Source organism: Mesorhizobium loti, assembly GCF_013170705.1.
GTDB classification, from domain to species: domain Bacteria; phylum Pseudomonadota; class Alphaproteobacteria; order Rhizobiales; family Rhizobiaceae; genus Mesorhizobium; species Mesorhizobium loti_D.
Map to the genome: position 1 here is coordinate 2,078,827 of NZ_CP033334.1, position 19,567 is coordinate 2,098,393.

At 63.1% G+C, this 19,567-nt stretch carries 14 protein-coding genes and 1 tRNA gene; 5 read left to right on the forward strand and 10 right to left on the reverse strand.

Annotation, left to right across the window (positions count from 1 at the left end):
• Positions 1 to 99: 99 nt before the first annotated feature.
• The 3 genes from EB815_RS10175 to cpdR form a co-directional block, all read right to left on the reverse strand.
• The gene (locus EB815_RS10175; RefSeq protein ID WP_081295181.1) at positions 100 to 1,854 is read right to left on the reverse strand and encodes a sulfatase-like hydrolase/transferase; all 1,755 of its coding nucleotides are present in this window, start codon (positions 1,852 to 1,854) and stop codon (positions 100 to 102) included.
• A gap of 860 nt (positions 1,855 to 2,714) precedes the next feature.
• Positions 2,715 to 2,789: transfer RNA gene (locus EB815_RS10180), tRNA-Val, on the reverse strand.
• 105 nt (positions 2,790 to 2,894) lie between these two features.
• A complete protein-coding gene (cpdR, locus tag EB815_RS10185; protein WP_006199474.1) occupies positions 2,895 to 3,257 on the reverse strand; it encodes a cell cycle two-component system response regulator CpdR in 363 nt (120 codons plus the stop codon).
• Between the two features lie 163 nt (positions 3,258 to 3,420).
• Here cpdR and EB815_RS10190 point away from each other — a divergent pair, with 163 nt between their 5' ends.
• Together EB815_RS10190 and hisN are read left to right on the forward strand one after the other, a co-directional pair.
• Positions 3,421 to 4,362 carry an N-formylglutamate amidohydrolase gene (locus tag EB815_RS10190; RefSeq protein WP_056577539.1) on the forward strand — a complete coding sequence of 314 codons (942 nt, stop codon included), beginning with the start codon at positions 3,421 to 3,423 and terminating at the stop codon, positions 4,360 to 4,362.
• 372 nt (positions 4,363 to 4,734) lie between these two features.
• The gene (hisN, locus tag EB815_RS10195) at positions 4,735 to 5,508 is read left to right on the forward strand and encodes a histidinol-phosphatase (RefSeq protein ID WP_056577536.1); all 774 of its coding nucleotides are present in this window, start codon (positions 4,735 to 4,737) and stop codon (positions 5,506 to 5,508) included.
• Positions 5,509 to 5,514: 6 nt separating this feature from the next.
• Here hisN and EB815_RS10200 read toward each other — a convergent pair whose 3' ends face one another.
• The 4 genes from EB815_RS10200 to EB815_RS10215 form a co-directional block, all read right to left on the reverse strand.
• On the reverse strand, positions 5,515 to 6,345 hold the full coding sequence (locus EB815_RS10200; protein WP_056577533.1) for a helix-turn-helix transcriptional regulator: 831 nt from the start codon (positions 6,343 to 6,345) through the stop codon (positions 5,515 to 5,517).
• A 104-nt stretch (positions 6,346 to 6,449) separates the two neighbouring features.
• Positions 6,450 to 6,695, reverse strand: coding sequence for a DUF1127 domain-containing protein (locus tag EB815_RS10205; RefSeq protein WP_056577530.1), 246 nt, complete (start codon positions 6,693 to 6,695; stop codon positions 6,450 to 6,452).
• A 3-nt stretch (positions 6,696 to 6,698) separates the two neighbouring features.
• Positions 6,699 to 6,854, reverse strand: coding sequence for a hypothetical protein (locus EB815_RS10210; protein ID WP_171883282.1), 156 nt, complete (start codon positions 6,852 to 6,854; stop codon positions 6,699 to 6,701).
• A 164-nt stretch (positions 6,855 to 7,018) separates the two neighbouring features.
• Positions 7,019 to 7,996, reverse strand: coding sequence for an alpha/beta fold hydrolase (locus EB815_RS10215; protein ID WP_056577527.1), 978 nt, complete (start codon positions 7,994 to 7,996; stop codon positions 7,019 to 7,021).
• 476 nt (positions 7,997 to 8,472) lie between these two features.
• Here EB815_RS10215 and EB815_RS10220 point away from each other — a divergent pair, with 476 nt between their 5' ends.
• A complete protein-coding gene (locus EB815_RS10220; RefSeq protein WP_013893124.1) occupies positions 8,473 to 8,940 on the forward strand; it encodes an Hsp20 family protein in 468 nt (155 codons plus the stop codon).
• A 68-nt stretch (positions 8,941 to 9,008) separates the two neighbouring features.
• Here EB815_RS10220 and EB815_RS10225 read toward each other — a convergent pair whose 3' ends face one another.
• Entirely contained in the window at positions 9,009 to 10,061 is a 1,053-nt protein-coding gene (locus EB815_RS10225) for a threonine aldolase family protein (RefSeq protein ID WP_056577523.1), read from the reverse strand.
• Between the two features lie 491 nt (positions 10,062 to 10,552).
• On the opposite strand from EB815_RS10225, the gene gltB reads away from it, so the two are divergent.
• The gene (gltB, locus tag EB815_RS10230; protein ID WP_056577519.1) at positions 10,553 to 15,283 is read left to right on the forward strand and encodes a glutamate synthase large subunit; all 4,731 of its coding nucleotides are present in this window, start codon (positions 10,553 to 10,555) and stop codon (positions 15,281 to 15,283) included.
• Between the two features lie 143 nt (positions 15,284 to 15,426).
• On the forward strand, positions 15,427 to 16,881 hold the full coding sequence (locus EB815_RS10235; RefSeq protein ID WP_056577516.1) for a glutamate synthase subunit beta: 1,455 nt from the start codon (positions 15,427 to 15,429) through the stop codon (positions 16,879 to 16,881).
• 53 nt (positions 16,882 to 16,934) lie between these two features.
• Here EB815_RS10235 and EB815_RS10240 read toward each other — a convergent pair whose 3' ends face one another.
• A complete protein-coding gene (locus EB815_RS10240; protein ID WP_056577513.1) occupies positions 16,935 to 18,170 on the reverse strand; it encodes an SGNH/GDSL hydrolase family protein in 1,236 nt (411 codons plus the stop codon).
• Positions 18,171 to 18,295: 125 nt separating this feature from the next.
• Positions 18,296 to 19,519: a lytic murein transglycosylase gene (locus EB815_RS10245; protein WP_056577929.1), complete on the reverse strand. Its 1,224-nt coding sequence runs from the start codon at positions 19,517 to 19,519 to the stop codon at positions 18,296 to 18,298.
• Between the last annotated feature and the right edge of the window lie 48 nt (positions 19,520 to 19,567).

Here is a 19,567-nt window from a genome sequence, read left to right on the forward strand (position 1 = left end):
CGATCTGCGACAGGCGATGGAGTGCACCACCCGCTGGCCCACTGGCGTGATCTGGTGTCCGCGATCAAGCCCGCCAAGCTCATTGCGATGTACCCGCCATCAGGGGCCCTCAGCCCTCGCTGACGCCACATCCGGCAGCAATCTTTTCGCGTCAGGCTCGAGGTAGTCCAGTGACAGATCTATCGAATTCCAGTGCATGGAGTCGGAGAACAACCCAAAGATGTCACCGCTGGTGAATTGCGGAGGGCGGGACGTCGCCGCGAAGAGCGACTCGTCGTATTCGGACGCGATGTCGGCGGGACTATAGCCCATCAGCTCCAGCACGGTGGGAACGATCTGGAAATGGCTCGCCTTGTCGCGATTGGCCGCGGCGCCGGCCGCGAAACGCGCCTTCAGCGCCGGATCGGCGGTATAGGCCATCAGTGGAACAAGACCCACACGCGGATCAGGATCATAGATGGTGCAGTGGGTTGCTTGGCCGATTTTTATCGCCTGTCCGTGGTCGGACGTATAGATCATCGCGGTCTTCGAAAGATCGGCGCTCTCGAACAGCTTTTTCATGAACTGGTCGACCGACCAGCGGACCGCATTGCGATACGACGCCAAGCGTGTCACGACCGTGTCCTTGCCGGCCGACGTGACTGTCGGTCCGTAGACGGCCTCCGATGCGGGATAGGACCAGTCATAGGGAAAATGCGCGCCGTTCTTATTGGCGTAAATGAAGACTGGCTGGCTGCCGGCCAACTCGCCGCGTAGGATGTCGATCAACCGGAAATCGGCGCGGTCCATCTGCACGTCGTCCATGAAATAGGTCTTGTCGATGTCGCGCTTTTCCCGCGCCGTCATGAAATTCGTGCTCCCCAGGAGGACGACTGCCTTGGCGGTCGACTGCGCATCGATATATACCGTCCGGTATCCGGCCTTCTTCGCGTACTGCCAGATCGTCGGGTTGGTATTGACGGAATTGGCGAGATCGCGGCGCGACGCCGTGAGGCGCAGTATGGCGTTCGAATAAATACTGCAGTCGCCGCCAGACACGGCGGGACCGAAATCGACGAATCTGTCGGCGAGGGCGGCGATGTTTGGTGTGTACGAATTGCGAGGCGAGAGGTCGACGAAATCGGCGCGAACGCTTTCGTCGATCATCATGATGATGTTGCGAGGCCTGACCTGTGCCGTGGCGTTCCATGTGACAGCGCGGCGCTCCGGGGCGCCTTGGGTCAGGATCCGCTCTGCGGCCATTGCGGACAGAGCCAGCGGAGCAAACTGCTTCGGCAGGCCGGAGGAACCGCCTCCGTCCTTGGCATAAACCACGGCCGCAATAATCAGGATCGGCAGCAATGGAAGCCACACCATGCGCCCTATCCATCTCGAGAGCCAGGCGCCTGTCACTCCCGGCGGAATTGAAAGCGACGTCACGCCAAGGGCCATGATCGCGAGGGCAGGCCAGATCAGCCGATCATAGAAACCGGCGGCCTCGCCGACGGAATTACGGCTGGCCCAAAGGGAAAGGATATCGAAGACCGACAGATCGGCGTGACTTGCCTGGAAATAGACCCAGGCTGCCCCGCTCGACAGTGCAAGCGGCACGGCCCATAACAGGCGTGTCACGAGCCGGGGCTGGAACGACGCAGACAACAACGCCACCATGGCCAGTCCCCAGATTGCGAGGAATGGAGCCAGGGTGGTGAAGCGCCCGTTGGCGAACAGATTTCCGACGCGATCCCAGAAGTCGAAATTGGTGATTGCCACGAAAATGGCGATCATGGTCAATTTGACACATATGGCTATAACGCCCCAGTGATTGCGATGATGGGCCGGAGCCTGATCAATGCGTTCACCCTCGCCAGGCATGACGACCCCCCGTATTTTGTAGAGTTTTGGCGACAAGGCCGCGGTGATCGTTGCGTTGAACGTGCACCGGTCTCGGAGACGATTCCGAACTGCGGAGAACCCACTCGACCGCCCCTGGACGACCGCCGTTCAGACAGCGTTCCGAGAAGCTGCCGCCGCGCATCGGGCCTTTGTTCGGTGACCGGCGGTCAGCGAAGCGTTTGCTGGTACAGCTTGGTTCGTGCGTCGACCGGCGACGGAGCCATTGGCCAAACGCTCGCATGCGCCGCGGTTCTTCGAACCCCAGCCGCGATATTCCTCGCCACGTTGAACCGATCTCCTGACGTAGCATCTGCGTTTCAAGAGCGCTGCCATTGCGCTTGATCAGTTGGCGAGGTTGGTCTCCCGTTGTGCTCCGTGCTCCACCAGTCAATCATCGTCTGCAGCCACCTGCCATGCATATGCGGTTGTCCGGCGGCCACGCTATGGCGGGTGGGCCTTGAGCAGCCTAACCAACCTGATGCCTCATGGGCCTTCAGTTCCATCAATATGTGCTGATCTGAAAACCGTAGCTTCATTCATATGAAGGAGGCCGGTGTGCGATTCCCCGACTGCTACACGCGTCGACCGCCGGTACGTCCGGGAAGGCGAATCAGCGCACATTCGCGCCGATGGAAGAGGTTCGACAACTCGCGCGTGACGAAGCCGCCGGCCAGGCCGTTGAACCCGTATCGATCTATCTGAATGTCGTGAGCCACATGGCGCGCGGCATGGCGATAAGGTCCACGGTCACCACCACGTTGATTTTCAGAAAAACGCGGCCGAGTTTGGCCCGGGGTTCCGTGCCAAGCGGCACAAAGCCTTCTAAGTATCTGAAAGGATGGTGGGCGTGACAGGGATTGAACCTGTGACCCCTGCAATGTCAATGCAGTGCTCTCCCGCTGAGCTACACGCCCATCCGAAGCCGCGCATACACCACTTTTGGTCCGGCGCGTCAATAGCAGGAAAAAGGAAAGAAGGCGTCGTCTCGCCGCAGCGGCGATGCCCTTGTGGAAAGCGGCTCAGGCCGCCTGCAGCATCTTCTCGACCTCATTGACGAGATCGCGCAGGTGGAAGGGCTTCGACAGCACCTTAGCGTCTTTCGGCGCCTTGGAATCCGGGTTCAGCGCAACGGCGGCGAAACCGGTGATGAACATGACCTTGAGGTCGGGATCGATCTCGGTGGCGCGTCGTGCCAACTCGATGCCGTCCATCTCCGGCATGACGATGTCGGTCAACAGCAGCGAGAACGGTTCTTCGCGCAGCCGCTCATAGGCGCTGGCGCCGTTGTCGAAATCGCTGACCTGGTAGCCGGCGCGTTCCAGCGCCTTGACGAGGAACCGACGCATATCGTCGTCGTCTTCCGCCAGAAGAATGCGTGCCATGATATCCCGTCCGAATCACCCGCCCGAGACTGCCGCCCGGGCAGCCCGTTAACCATCCTGTATATGAGGAGGTGACGGTAAACATCAAGTGAACGTGGCGAAGCATTATCAGCATTCGGCAAGGCGATGCGGATGGCGAAAAGCTGGACATGCGGCCAGCAAGGTGGCACTTTCATGCGATGATGCATTGGTGTTTTCGGGTTCGTGCAAATTGAAGACGGCAGCCGAGGATTTTTCGGTCGTTCAACCCTTCGAAATCCGATCGGGCGCAGAGCAGCGCGTTCCCTTCCTGTTCAACTCACCGCATAGCGGCCGCTACTATCCCGAGCGTTTCCTTGCCATGGCGAGGCTCGACCGCAACGCCATCCGGCGCTCGGAGGATTGCTACGTCGATGAGCTGTTCGGCGGCGCCGTGGCGCTGGGCGCACCGATGCTGGCGGCGAATTTCCCGCGCGCCTATCTCGACGTCAATCGCGAGCCATGGGAACTCGACCCGCGCATGTTCGCCGAACCGGTGCCATCCTTCTGCAACATCCGCTCGGCGCGGGTAGCGGGCGGGCTTGGCACGGTGCCGAGGCTGGTCGGCGAGGGGCTCGACATCTATTCCGGCCGCTTGCCGCTGGCAGAAGCCATTGCCCGCATCGAGGCCGTCTACAAACCCTATCACGAAACGCTGAAGCGGCTTTTGACCAGGACCCATGCCCGCTTCGGCTTTGCCGTGCTGATCGACTGCCACTCGATGCCGGCGAGCATCCGCGTCGGCGACAGCGGACTGCGGCCCGATTTCATCATCGGCGACCGTTTCGGCATTTCGGCCACCGCTGCCCTGACCGAGACCGCGATCGGCCTGCTGACCGCGATGGGCTATACCGTCGCCCACAACAAGCCTTATGCGGGCGGCTTCATCACCGAGCACTATGGTCGCCCGGCGCGCCATCTGCATGCGCTGCAGATCGAGGTCAATCGCGGGCTCTACATGAATGAGCGGACGTTTGAGAAGGCCGCCGGTTTCGACGCGCTGGCCGATGACCTGACGCGATTTTCAGCGGATCTGATGGCAATGCCGGACCATCATTTCATCGACCTGCCGCTGGCCGCTGAGTGAAATCGGGTCATGCGTGTCGTTGTCCCGAAGCAGACACTCACCGCCAGGCACCCTTGGGCGACGTACCATTGAAACCGCAGCGTAAAAAAAGACCGCATCGTTTGCACGATACGGTCGAAGTCTAGGGAGGAAACGCCCAAGGAGGGCATGGACAGGAAAACCTGTCCGAGGCCGAGGGTATTGTGCGGTGCACAAATGTCAAGCGACCTTCAGGCTTTTTTAATTCAGAGTGATGTGGAAACTGGGTTTCGATGGCGCTGATGTGACATTCTGGCAACGTCTGTCGCGGCGAATAAATCGATAAACAGGCTTGTTTTGGCGAGAAAGTGTCGGCAGAGCCCGGTTGGGCACTCTGCAATGCGGGAGAATCAGTTGGACGTCAGCATCGATTTCATGCGCCGCATCGCGCAGGCGGCAGCGGCGGAAACCCTGCCGCGCTTTCGCGCCCAGGGTGCCGTGGCCAACAAGGAAAAAGGCAGTTTCGACCCGGTCACGGAAGCCGATCGCGAGACCGAACGCGCCATCAGGGCGCTGATATCGGCGCAGTATCCCGACCATGGCATTCTCGGCGAGGAGCACGGGAGCGAGAACATCTCCAGCCGGCATGTCTGGGTGATCGACCCGATCGACGGCACGCGGGCCTTCATCTCCGGCCTGCCGGTGTGGGGGACGCTGGTCGGGCTGACGGTCGACGGCGACGCGGTTGCCGGCATGATGGCGCAGCCCTTCACCGGCGAACTGTTCTACGCCAACGCCTCCGGCTCGCACTATGAAGGGCCGGGCGGACCGCGCCACCTTTCCACCCGCAAGACGACAAAACTCGACGAGGCAACGCTGTTCACCACCACGCCGGCGCTGTTCAAGGGCGAGGCGCGCACGCGCTACGACGCGTTCGAGAAGCAGGTCCAGCTCGCCCGCTACGGCGCCGATTGCTATGCCTTCGCCATGATCGCCTCGGGAAGCGTCGACATCGTCGCCGACCCCGGCCTGAAGCCCTACGACATCGTGGCGCTGATCCCGATCATCGAGAAGGCGGGTGGTGTCGTCACCACTTTCGACGGCGGACCGGCGGAAAAGGGTGGCGATGTGCTGGCTGCGGCGACACCGGAGCTTCACGCGGCCGCCATGGCTGCCCTGCGCGGCTGATCGGCTTCAGCGCGATCGGATCGAGCGCTGGAATTCCGCCGGCGTACGGCCATAGACCTGCTTGAACGAGGCGCTGAAATGGCTGTGGCTGGAAAAGCCGAGGTCCATGCCCAGCGTGGTCAGATTGTCGTAGCGTCCGAGCAGGTCGAGCCCGCGCGCCAGGCGCAGGCGCAGATGATAGCGATAGAGCGGCATGGCCTCGACCTGCTGGAACACCTGGGTCAGATAGACCGGCGACACGCCAACCTCGGCGGCAATCCCGGCCAGCGTCCAGCGGCGTGTCAGGTCCGAAGACAGCACAAGCTTGGCCCGGTCGACCAGCTTCTGCCGTCCGAGGCTGGCACCCGCGACATGCGAGGTGCGCTCGCCGAGCGAGCGCCGCACCAGGGTCAGGGCAAGCGTCTCGGCTTCCAGCGTTTCGGCGATATTGCGGTTCAGGCTGTGGCGCAGCATTGCCACCAGCGCCTGAGCGCGCGGGTCGATGCGCCGGCGCTGGCGCCGAAACGCCACGCGGTCGCCAGCGCGCAACTGCTCCTTCGGCGCCAGTTCGCGCAACTGGCCTTCCTCCATGACGAGGTCGAGGCAGGCATCGCCGCCCTCGACGGGGTGGCTGACCTGATAGGGCTCGGCCTCATTGAAGAACAGCAGCTGGTTGGCTTCCGCGACAGCGTCGTTGCGGCCGACATGGCGCACGAAGACGCCGCGATAGGGAAACACCAAATGCGTGGCCGCCGTGCATTCCTCATCGCTCCTGTGACGGCATTGGCCGCCGCAGACGACGTCCCGCACCTTGACTATGCCGGTATCTAGAAGCGGCTGAACCGCGAATTGCGACATGGCCGTTGCGCTTTCCTCTCGCCGAAAAATCACTCCGGCATCGCGGTGGCATTTTACGCGAACGGCCTGTCTATTCCTGTCAGGAGACTTCTGGAAAACGCGCCTCAGTCCCGCAATCGGCGCTTGAATTCCGAATAGACCTGGCCGCGTGACAGGCCGATGTCCTTGAGCTGTTCGTCGCTCATTTCGAGCAAGGCAAGGCGGCTTCGGCGTTTCTCCACCTGACGGCCAAGCCATCTGGCCCCCGCGACGCATTGGGCGAGCACGGTCGGCCGGAGGGTTTCGGTGCGGATTGCCGGCGCCGGGCCTCGGCCAGCCAGGCGTTGCGCCGCTGCATGATCGGGGCGCATGGCTCAATCCTCGCTCACGCCAGACGCCGAGGCGCCGGCTTCGTTCAGCGCCTTCGCGCATTCCTCGCAGCAGACCTCGACGGTCTTGCCGCCGACCTTGACGCGGATCGGGTTGGCGTCCAGCTGGCAATCGCAGGCGGCGCAGGTTTTCTCGGTCATGATCTCATCTCCATGGCGTTCAATTCAACGCATGCAAATGAGCATTCCCAGGTGGGCCGGGCTGTCAGAATCTTTAGCACTTTGCGTGCTGCTCGGCTGGCCGAAGCCCCGTTCCTGACAACGGTGTGTCAGCTATGCCCGCCCGTGGAGCACAGCGCCATGGGTCAGGCCGTCGGGTCGTCGGAGCCGGGAATGAAGGCGTCGAAGGCGGCCAGGAATTGCTCGCGGTAGAGGTCGACTTCCTGCAGGATTTCATGCTTGGAACCGTCGATCATCAGCAAGGAACCGAGCCGCAGACTTCTGGCATAGGTTTCGACCGCCTTGGTCGAGACGACCTGGTCGGCACCGGCGGCGATGATCAGCAACGGCACCTGGATCCGGGCCATGAAGTCGGGGTCGCTGATCGCTTCCGATGCCTTCGCCGCTGCCTGCAGCCAGCGGATCGTCGGGCCGCCAAGCGCCAATTGCGGATGCTCCTCATAGATGCGCGTGTTGCGGCGATAGCGCAGCGGATCCGTCGTGACCTTGTTGGCCTCGAAAGGCAGTGTTTGTCTCGGCCGTGGACCCCACGCGGCGTAGAGCCGGCCGAGCCCCAATGCACAGAAAAACGAACAGACACGGCGGACCGTCCTGATCGAGACCGGCAGGTCGGGCAAGGTCAGGAAGGGCGCGATCAGCACCATGCGGCGCACACGGTTCACCATGGATGGCGCGGCAAGCAGCGTGATCACGGCACCCGCCGAATGGGCCAGGATATAGTACGGCCCGCGGCAGTCGGGCAGCACGATCTCCTCGAAGAACTGCTCGAGATCCGCGGTATAATCGCGGAAGGACCTGACATAGCCGCGCTGGCGGTCGCGGATCAGCCGGTCGGAATCACCCTGGCCGCGCCAGTCAAGCGTGGCGACGCCGAAGCCTCGGGCGGCAAGGTCGCGGATGGTCTCGAAATATTTCTCGATGCACTCGTTGCGGCCGGACAGCAGCACCACCGTGCCGCGCATCGGCCGCGCCACCGCCGCGAACAGGCCATAGCGGATCCTCTTGCGATCGCGCGTGACGAAGAAGCCGCCGGTGGCGTTTTCCGGTCGCGGATTGCCCTCGGTTTCGTGGAAAAGCGGCGTCTCGTGGAGAAGGTCCGTCATTCGGCGCTTTGTGCTCGGCGTCTCACCAGCCCGTCGCGGCTGGCCTCGTCAAGGTGATAGACGCCAATGCGTCAAAAGCAAAGGAATTCCGGGCGAGGGAAGATCGGCAACGGGAAAGCCGGAAGCCGCTTGAGAGCGCACTTCCGGCCCCTGTCGATCCGGGAGGAAGGGACGTTAACACCCGGTTCGGCCTCGTTGCGGCACCTTTGCAAAATCCAGCACCGCCAATCCTTGATCTTGAGGTCACTCTAGCGGCACCCGTCTGAACGCGCGCCGAAGGTCCGGTTCATCTGCCGTTCATCAGGGGGGCAGGCGGCGTGGTTTTTTGCCATCCGGCGAAACTTGAAATGCATTCGGGCGCTCCCCAAATGTGGAATGCGGTCGCCAATGTCGGGGCCGCTGGTCCTCCCGAAACGCCGCTCAAGGGTTTCGCACCGACCATACGCAAACCATGTTGCTCAACAGGAGAACACCTCATGCGTCACGTTGATTTTTCCCCGCTTTACCGTTCGACCGTCGGCTTCGACCGTCTCTTCACCATGCTGGATTCGCTTGCGCAGCCGGATGGCGCGCAGACCTATCCGCCCTACAACATCGAGCGTACCGGTGAGGATTCCTATCGGATCTCGATGGCGGTCGCCGGCTTCTCGGACGAAGAGATCTCGATCGAAGCCCACCGCAACGTGCTGACCGTCAAGGGTGAGCGCAAGGATGAGGGCACCGGCGAAGGCTCCGAGCTGCTCTATCGCGGCATTGCCTCCAGGGCCTTCGAGCGCCGCTTCCAGCTTGCCGACCACGTTGAAGTCGTCGGCGCCGCGCTGAAGAACGGCCTGCTCTTCGTCGATCTCAAGCGCAACATTCCCGAGGAACTGAAGCCGCGCAAGATCGCGATCACCTCGGCTCCGGCCAAGGCCAAGCAGATCGAGGCCAAGACCGCTGCCTAACGTTTAAGTCTCCTCCCGAGACGGAAGCGGCGCCGAAAGGCGCCGCTTTTTGTTATCCGCAAGGTCGCCTATCCGGCGATCAGCTGGCCAAAGCGGTCGACCTCCTCGGCTGACGTCGCAAAGCTGGTGACGAAGCGATAGAGCAACTCGTCCTCGCCGATATGGCCGTCAAATCCATGCGGCTTGTGCCAGTCGTAAAAGGCGGCACCGGCGGCCTGCAGCCTGTCGGCCTCGGCTTTCTTGATCACCGCGAACACCTCGTTGGCCTGCGGCAGCCAGGCCAGCTTCGCATGGGCCGAATCCTCGATCGCCGCCCCGAGGCGTGCGGCCATGGCGTTGGCGTGGCGTGCCGTATCGAGCCACTGGTCGTCCCTAAAATAGGCTTCGAACTGCGCCGCGACGAAGCGCGACTTGGAAAACAGCTGGGCGGCGCGCTTGCGCAGGAAGGCCAACTCCCTGGCGCGGTCGAGGTCGAACAGCACGATCGCCTCGGCGCACCAGCAGCCATTCTTGGTGCCGCCGAAGGACAGGATGTCGACACCGCGTTTCCAGGTCATTTCGGCCGGCGTCGTGTCGAGCGCGACCAGCGCATTGGCAAAGCGGGCGCCATCCATGTGCAAGGGCACGGAATGCTGTTTGGCGATGGCCGAAATCGTCTCGATCTCGTTCAGGCCATAGATGGTGCCAACCTCGGTCGACTGGGTGATCGAAACCGCCATTGGCCGTCCCCAATGGACGATTTCGGGCGCGAAGCGGCCAATGGTTCGCTCCAGATTGTGCGGGTCGATCTTGCCGAGCGCGCCGTCGACGGCATGCAGCCGCGCGCCGCCGGAAAAATATTCCGGCGCACCGCACTCGTCTTCGATGACGTGCGATTCGCGGTGGGCGAAGGAAATGCCGCCGGGCTTGTTGAAGGTGGTCAACGACAGCGAATTGGCGGCGGTGCCAGTCGCCACGAAGAAGACCGCGACCTCGCGTTCGAAAATTTCGTTGAAGCGCTGGTAGACTGCCTGGTCGAGCGCGCTGTCGCCATAGGCGGTGGCGAAGCCGGCGGACGCGGCCGACAGGCCGGCAACGATATTGGGATGGGCGCCTGCCCAATTGTCGGAAGCGAAGAACATGCATCTGCCTGTGTTGGGGAAATCGGTGCGGAGTTGACCGGTTTCATGTTCCAACCGCAAGAGCCAGATGCTGGAAAACCGTTAAAGCCAGCCGTGGCGCAGGCGGGAAACGGCGACTGAAGCTTACGTTTTCTCTCATCTTCACGTAATTTTATGTCGCGGAAGCCTCAAGTTTTTTGTGAATCGGTCTTGTGTGCGCCAGGGAATTCTGCCATAAAAATTTAGGACAGTAGTGCTGTCTTATTTTGTCGCACAAAACAGGCTGGATTGGCGTAACATATTGGCCTCTCCGGCTGTTGCCGCGAGCGACAGGTGGACGGCCAGACGCTGGCCTGTACGATACCAGATGCGAACCATGCGGAAAGCCGCCTGGTTCGGCAAGGATTTCGCAAGACGTGCCGCAAGGATCAGGGTGAGCCAAGCGCTTGCCGAGGCAAATTAGCGACCGACGAATGGCCAGCGCCTGAAGGGCTGGAATGGAGGACAGGACAATGACGGACATGACGCTCTCTGCGACGAACGGCCAGGCCGCGCAGACGAAAGCGGCTGCCGTCAAAAATACGCCTCGAACCGACATCGGCCGAACCGGTTTTGCCGCTCGGGGCCTCTACGATCCGCGCAACGAGCATGACGCCTGCGGCGTCGGCTTCATCGTCAACATGAAGGGCGTGAAATCGCATCAGATCGTCAAGGACGGCCTTGCCGTGCTCGAAAACCTGACGCATCGCGGCGCCGTCGGCGCCGACCCGCTGGTCGGCGATGGCGCTGGTGTGCTGGTGCAGCTTCCCGACCAGTTCTTCCGCGAGGAAATGGCGGCCAACGGCATCGAACTGCCGCCGGCTGGCCAGTATGGCGTCGGGCACTGGTTCATGCCGCAGGACGCGGCGCTGCGCGCCCATATCGAGGACATCATCGCCGAATCGGCGCAGTCCGAGGGGCTGCCGCTGCTCGGATTCCGCGACGTGCCCGTCGACAATTCGTCGCTGTCGAAGGCGCCCGACATCGCGGCATCCGAGCCGTTCCATCGCCAGGTGTTCATCGGCCGCACGGCGGACATTCCCGATGATGAGGAGTACGAGGCCCGGCTCTACCTGCTGCGAAAGGTCATTTCGGGCCGCATCTATGCCGAGAACGACAACAAGGATATCGGCGCCTATTGCGTGTCGCTGTCGGCGCGCACCATCGTCTACAAGGGCATGTTCCTGGCCTATCAGGTCGGCGCCTATTACAAGGATCTCAAGGACCCTCGGTTCGAGACGGCGCTGATCCTGGTGCATCAGCGTTTCTCGACCAACACCTTCCCGTCGTGGAAGCTGGCGCATCCCTACCGCATGGTCGCGCACAATGGCGAGATCAACACGGTGCGCGGCAACAACAACTGGATGGCTGCGCGCCAGGCGTCCGTCGATTCCGAGCTGTTCGGCAACAACATCTCGAAGCTGTGGCCGATCTCCTATGACGGCCAGTCCGACACGGCGTGCTTCGACAATGCGCTCGAGTTCCTGTTCCAGGGCGGCTACAGCCTCAGCCACGCCATGATGATGCTGATCCCGGAAGCCTGGGCCGGCAACAAGCTCATGGATGCCGACCGCAAGGCTTTCTATGAATACCATGCGGCGCTGATGGAGCCGTGGGACGGGCCGGCCGCAGTTGCTTTCACCGATGGCCGCCAGATCGGCGCCACGCTCGACCGCAACGGACTGCGTCCGGCACGCTACATCGTCACCGACGATGACCGCGTCATCATGGCTTCGGAGGCCGGCGTGCTGCCGGTGCCGGAGGAGAAGATCGTCCAGAAGTGGCGGCTGCAGCCCGGCCGCATGCTCTTGATCGACCTTGCCAAGGGCCGCATCGTGCCTGACGAGGAGATCAAGTCGGAGATCGCCACCAAGCACCCCTACAAGACCTGGCTCGCCAACACGCAGCTCATCCTGGAAGATCTGAAGCCGGTCGAGCCACGCGCGCTGCGCAAGGATGTCAGCCTGCTCGATCGCCAGCAGGCATTCGGCTACACCCAGGAAGACACCAAGCTGTTGATGTCGCCGATGGCGACCACCGGCCAGGAAGCCGTCGGCTCGATGGGCACCGACACGCCGATCTCGGCGATGTCGGACAAGTCGAAGCTGCTCTACACCTATTTCAAGCAGAATTTCGCCCAGGTCACCAATCCGCCCATCGATCCGATCCGCGAGGAGCTGGTGATGAGCCTGGTGTCCTTCATCGGGCCGCGGCCGAACATTTTCGATCTTGTGGGTAGTTCGCGCCGCAAGCGGCTCGAAGTTCGCCAGCCCATCCTGACCAATGGCGATCTCGAAAAGATCCGCTCCATCGGCCACACAGAGGACCGTTTCGACACCAAGACGATCGACATCACCTATGGCTCGAACGAGGGCGCCGCAGGCATGCAGGGCGCCATCGACCGGCTCTGCGAACGCGCGGAGGCGGCGGTTGCCGGCGGCTACAACATCATCATCCTGTCCGACCGCCAGGTCGGGCCGGACCGGATCGCGATTCCCGCCCTGCTGGCGACGGCCGCTGTGCATCATCACCTGATCCGCAAGGGGCTGCGCACCTCCGTGGGCCTGGTCGTGGAATCCGGCGAGCCGCGCGAAGTGCATCATTTCTGCTGTCTCGCCGGCTACGGCGCCGAAGCGATCAACCCTTACCTTGCCTTCGACACGCTGCTCGACATGCACAAGCGCGGCGAACTGCCGGAAGAGGTCGACGCCTACGAGGTCGTGTCGCGCTACATTAAGTCGATCGGCAAGGGCATCCTCAAGGTGATGTCCAAGATGGGCATCTCGACCTATCAGTCCTACTGCGGCGCGCAGATTTTCGACGCCATCGGGCTGAAGACCGATTTCGTCGAGAAGTATTTCACCGGCACCGCGACGCTGATCGAAGGCGTCGGGCTGGATGAGGTCGCGGGCGAGACGGTCAGCCGCCATACGGATGGTTTCGGCAGCGATCCGGTGTTGCGCAACAGCCTGGACGTCGGTGGTGAATACCTCTTCCGCATGCGTGGCGAGGCGCATATGTGGTCGCCCGACGCGGTCGCCACCTTGCAGCACGCCGTGCGTCAGGGCTCGTGGGAGACGTTCAAGGACTATTCCGCGCAGATCGACAGCGAGACGGCCCGCGCGCAGACCATCCGTGGCCTGTTCAAGATCAGGCTGGCGGACGACACCGGGCGCAAGAAGGTCGCGCTCGACGACGTCATGCCGGCGACCGACATCGTCAAGCGTTTCTCGACCGGGGCGATGTCGTTCGGTTCGATCTCGCGCGAGGCGCACACCACGCTGGCGCGCGCCATGAACCAGATCGGCGGCAAGTCGAACACCGGCGAGGGCGGCGAAGAGGCCGACCGTTATCTGCCGCTGCCTGGCGGCGGCAAGAACCCGGAACGCTCGGCGATCAAGCAGGTCGCCTCGGGCCGCTTCGGCGTGACGGCCGAATACCTCGTCAATTCCGATGTCATGCAAATCAAGGTCGCGCAGGGCGCCAAGCCCGGCGAGGGCGGCCAGTTGCCCGGCCACAAGGTCGACGCGACCATTGCCAAGGTCCGGCACTCGACGCCCGGCGTCGGCCTGATCTCGCCGCCGCCGCATCACGACATCTATTCGATCGAGGATCTGGCGCAGCTGATCTACGATCTGAAGAACGTCAACCCGGCGGCCGATGTGTCGGTCAAGCTGGTCTCGGAAGTCGGTGTCGGCACGGTCGCGGCGGGTGTCGCCAAGGCGCGCGCCGACCACATCACCATCTCGGGCTATGATGGCGGCACGGGTGCCTCGCCGCTGACCTCGCTCAAGCATGCCGGCTCCCCGTGGGAAATGGGCCTGGCCGAAACGCACCAGACTCTTGTGCTCAACGGCTTGCGCAGCAGGGTCGCGCTGCAGGTCGATGGTGGGTTGCGCACCGGGCGCGACGTCATCATCGGCGCGCTGCTCGGCGCCGACGAGTTCGGCTTCTCGACCGCTCCGCTGATCGCGGCCGGCTGCATCATGATGCGCAAGTGCCATCTCAACACCTGCCCGGTTGGCGTCGCCACCCAGGATCCGGTGCTGCGCAAGCGCTTCAAGGGCACGCCTGAGCATGTCATCAACTTCTTCTTCTACGTGGCGGAAGAGGTGAGGGCGCTGCTGGCCGAAATGGGCTTCACCCATATCGACCAGATCATCGGCGACGCCGACCTTCTGGAGAAGCGCGACGTGATCCAGCACTGGAAGGCGCAGGGCCTCGACTTCTCCAGGATGTTCTACAAGCCCGATGTGCCGCATGAAGCGGCGCACTGGACCGAACGCCAGAAGCATCCGATCGACGACGTGCTCGACCGCAAGCTGATCGAACTGGCCAGGCCCGCGCTGGAGGCCAAGCAGCCGGTCAAGATCGAGGTCGACATCCGCAATGTCGACCGTTCGACGGGCGCCATGCTGTCGGGCGAAGTGGCCAAGCGCTTCAAGCACAAGGGGCTTCGCGAGGACACGATCCAGGTCAAGCTGACCGGCACCGCCGGCCAGTCCTTCGGCGCCTTCCTGGCGCGCGGCATCTCGTTCGAACTCGTCGGCGCCGGCAACGACTATGTCGGCAAGGGCCTGTCGGGCGGACGCCTCGTCATCCGGCCACCGGAAGAGGCCAGGATCGTCGCGGCCGACTCCATCATCGTCGGCAATACGGTGCTCTATGGCGCGACCGAGGGCGAAGCCTATTTCGCCGGCGTCGCCGGCGAGCGTTTCGCGGTGCGCAATTCGGGCGTCGCTGCCGTCGTCGAAGGCGTCGGCGACCATGGCTGCGAATACATGACCGGCGGTGTCGTGGTCGTCATCGGCAAGACCGGCCGCAACTTCGCCGCCGGCATGTCGGGCGGTGTCGCCTATGTGCTGGACGAGGCGGGTGATTTCGCCGAGCGCTGCAACATGGCGATGGTCGAGCTGGAGCCGGTTCCGGAAGAAGACGATTTGATGGAAAAGCTGCTGCACCATGGCGGCGACCTCGACCACAAGGGCCGTGTCGACGTCTCGGGCGACATGACCAGCCATGACGAGGAGCGGCTCTACCAGCTGATCTCGAACCACGTGCACTACACGGGTTCGGTGCGCGGCCGCGAGATCCTTGATGACTGGACGACGTTCCGGCCGAAATTCCGCAAGATCATGCCGGTCGAATATCGCCGCGCGCTGATCGAGATGGAGCGCATGCGCATGGGCGTCGCGGCCGAATAAACCTATGAGAACTGCCGGGGAGCCCAGGCTTCCCGGCCCACCTTCATCGACAGTTTGACCTCCGGGGCAAGGTTGCCATGGCTGCCTCAAGAGGTTAACCGGTGCGGCGAGAACCGCACCATCTGGACAGCAGGAACTGGACTATGGGCAAGGTAACAGGCTTTCTCGAAATCGACCGGCAGGTGCACAAGTACCAGCCGGCCTCCGACCGCATCCGGCATTTCCGCGAGTTCACGCTGCCGATGTCGGACAAGGAAGTCGAGAAACAGGCCGCGCGCTGCATGGATTGCGGCATTCCGTTCTGCCACGGGCCGACAGGCTGCCCTATCCACAACCAGATCCCGGACTGGAACGACCTCGTCTACAACAGGGACTGGGACAACGCGATCCGCAACCTGCACTCGACCAACAATTTCCCGGAGTTCACCGGCCGCATCTGTCCCGCACCCTGCGAGGAAGCCTGCACGCTGAACCTCGAGGACATTCCGGTCGCCATCAAGACGGTGGAACAGGCGATCGCCGACAAGGCCTATGAGACCGGTCATATCAGGCCCTATCCGCCGGAGAAGAAGACCGGCAAGCGGGTCGCCATCATCGGCTCCGGCCCGGCCGGCATGGCGGCTGCCCAGCAGCTCGGCCGTGCAGGGCACGACGTCCATGTCTATGAGCGCGAGAGTCGCCCGGGCGGGCTGATGCGCTACGGCATTCCCGACTTCAAGATCGAGAAGCACTATATCGACCGGCGCATCGAGCAGATGCAGGGCGAGGGCGTGACCTTCCATTGCGGCGTCAATGTCGGCGTCGACAAGCCCGTCGCCGAACTGCTGGCCGAACATGATGCGGTGCTCTATTGCGGCGGCTCGGAAACGCCGCGCGCGGCCAATATTCCGGGAGACGATCTCGGCGGCGTGCATGACGCCATGCCCTATCTGGTGCAGCAGAACCGCCGCGTCGGCGGCGAGCCGATCCAGTCGGTGGCGTGGCCGTCGCATCCGATCATCGCCGGCGGACAGCATGTCGTCGTCGTCGGTGGCGGCGATACCGCGTCCGACTGCGTCGGCACCGCCTTTCGCCAGGGCGCGGTGCGGGTCACCCAGCTCGACATCCGCCCGCAGCCGCCGGAGAAGGAAGACAAGCTCGCGGTCTGGCCCTACTGGGCGACCAAGATGCGCACCTCGTCCTCGCAGGCCGAGGGTGCGGAGCGCGAGTTCCAGGTGGCGACACTCGAATTCATCGGCGAGGAAGGCCAGTTGACCGGCGTCAAATGCTGCGAGGTCGACGAGAAGCGCAAGCCGATCGCCGGCACCGAATTCGTCATCCGCGCCGATCTCGCCTTCATCGCCATCGGTTTTGCCGGCCCGGCGATGGCCGGCGTGGCGAAGGAACTGGAAGGTGAGATGAAAATCACCACCGACAGCCGCCGCTCCCGGAATGTCGAGGCCAATGACCGTGACTACCGGACCAGCGTCGACCGGCTCTATGCGGCGGGCGACGTCCGCCGTGGCCAGTCGCTGGTCGTCTGGGCGATCCGCGAAGGCCGCCAGGCGGCGCGCTCGATCGACGAGGCTCTGATGGGGTCGACCGTATTGCCGCGCTGACCGTTTGGACACGTAGAAGTGAGTGTCGAAACGGTCTCGGAAGTTCCGCGTGATTAAGGGGTAATCGCCGTCGTCGTGTCGGCCGCTGCGGCCGTCGCCGGCGGCTCGGCCTTGGGCGGCCAGGAAAAATCGTCGGCGCGTCCAGGCGACGCCTCGGAAGCCTTGCCCTCGACCACCAGTCGTTCCCCGGGAAGAGCCGGATTGGCTTTTGCCGGCGGCGCGGCGCCGAGCAATTCGGTGCCGCCGTCGAGCGCGGGGTCGCTGAGCAGCATGGGTGCGGTGCGGTCGATCACGATGGGCGCCGAGGCAGGCGCCGGGGCCTCGACGGGCGCACCCGCCGGTGCCGTCGCCGGGGCCATGCTGCCGGGCGCGGCCAGGCCGAGGATCTTCATCAGCGGCTTTTCGGTGTAGAAGGCGAGCTTGCGCTTGCCGGCCTTGGAGACGTTGATGCCGTCATCGGCGCGCAGCCGCACGGGCTGCCCGTTCATGTCGGGGCCGGTGGTGATGAAGGCGCCGTTCTCGTCGACAAACCCATCCCAGACATCGACGAATTCGCCGCCGTGGCTTTCGGCGGCCTGGTGATAGATGTCGTTGAAGGCCAACATGTCGGAGGTCATCTTCGGTACCCGGAAGGCCGGCATGCCGACCCACAGGAAGGGTACCTTGGCGGTGGCGATAGCCTTGCCGAGTGCGTCGGTCCGGCGCTCATATTCCTTGGTCCAGTTCTCGGACCGGGGTTGCTCGCGCACGTCCCCCACCTTCATCTGCTGGCGATCGTTGGAGCCCAGCATGACGACCACCGCGGCCGGCTTCTCGGTCTCGATCAGCGATTTGATCTGTTCGGGCCAGTTGTAGAAGTCATCGCGAACGAAGCCAGACGAGCCATTGCTGCGCACGACGATCCTGACCCCGGGATTGTCGGCGAAGGCGGTGTCCAGGCCTTCGGCAAGGCCGGACGCCATGAAGTCGCCGACCACGAGCACGGTACGGGCGTCCGGCGTCTTTTCGACCACGGGAGTTTCAGGTTGGGCCGGAGGGCGCGGGGCCCGCGGTTTCTTGGGCTTGGGTTTTGGTTTTGCCGTTTCGATATCGAGCGGTGGCTCGACGCGCTCGCTGCGGCGCGGGAAAAGCAGATCGCGCAACGACCACCCACGGTTCTGCTGCGGCTGTTCCTGCGCCATGGCAGGCGCATGGAAGGCAGCGGCGGCGCCGACTGCCAGCAGGACGATCGCCAGAAAAAGGATCGGCGTGCGACGAACAAGGATCGCGATACGCGCGGCCGAAACCAATCACTCCTCCATCCCCTTGCGCCCTGAGCCCGCAAACCGGAGCCGGTTTTGCGGCCGGGCGCAAGTTCAAATTGCCATGGCGCCGGATGCATGCGCCAAAAATGCGCGCGGCGCCGTGGCTGGCTCTATTTTTGCCTGAGCCATTTGAGCACTTCCATGCTCGGATAGCCGTCCTGGGTCAAGCCGACCTTTGCCTGATAGGCCATGATGGCGGTTTTCGAGCCGTCACCGATCTTGCCGTCGAACTTGCCGTCGTAAAGCCCGTGCTGCGAAAGCCGCTTCTGCAACTCCTGCCTTTCCTCGAAGGAGAGCTTGGTGAAGGGCCGCTTCCAGTCCTGGACAAGGCCGTTGCCACCGGCGATCTCGTCGGCCAGAAGGCCAACGGCAAGGGCATATTTGTCGGCGTTGTTGTAGGCCTTGATGACCGAGAAGTTCCTGATCATCAGGAAAGCCGGGCCGCCACGGCCGTCCGGCACCTTCAGCGTCGCCTTGTCGGTGAGGTTCTTGAACGGCTTGCCGCTGGCCCTGACGACGCCGAGCGCCTGCCATTGCGCCAGCGTCTTCGAGCCGCCCGGCAGTTTGCCGGCCGGTATCGAGACTTCGTAGCCCCAGGTCTTGCCTGCCTGCCAGCCATTCTTCTTCAACAGATTGGCTGACGTCGCCAGCGCATCGGGGATGGAATTCCAGATGTCGCGCTTGCCATTGCCGTCCATGTCGACGGCATAATGCTGGTAGCTGGTGGGGATGAACTGGGTCTGGCCCATGGCGCCGGCCCAGGAGCCCATCAGGTGGCTTTCGTCGATGTCGCCGGTCTGCAGGATCTTCAGGGCCGCGACCAACTGGGTGCGGGCATATTTGGACCGCTTCGGGTCGCCATACCCCAAAGTCGCCAGCGAACGAATGACATTGCGCATGATGTCGTCGCGTTTGAGGATCTCACCATAGTTCGATTCCATCGACCAGATGGCGAGCAGGATGTAACGGTCGACGCCGAATCTCGCCTCGATCCTGTCCAGCCAAGGCTTCCACTTTTTCGCCATCTGCTGTCCGACGGCGACGGACTGGTCGTGGACGCGGTTGTCGAAATAATCCCAGGCGGGCGCGGTGAATTCAGGCTGGGTGCGCGCTTTCTCCAGCACCACGGGATCGGGCTCCTTGATGTCCCGGAAAGCCTGGTCGTAGACCGCGCCGGAAACGCCGCCCGCGACAGCGGTGGCGCGGAAGCCGGCGACCCATTGCCGGAAACCGGCGTCGGCGAAAGCCGGACCGGTGGGCATCAGCAGGGCGAGCGAGAGGCTGGCTGCCGTCATGACGCTGGTCAAACGTTTTGCGGCATTGCGAACGGACATGTTTTCCTCCTTCTCTGTCTCAGGAAAGACCATTCATCGCCGAACCGG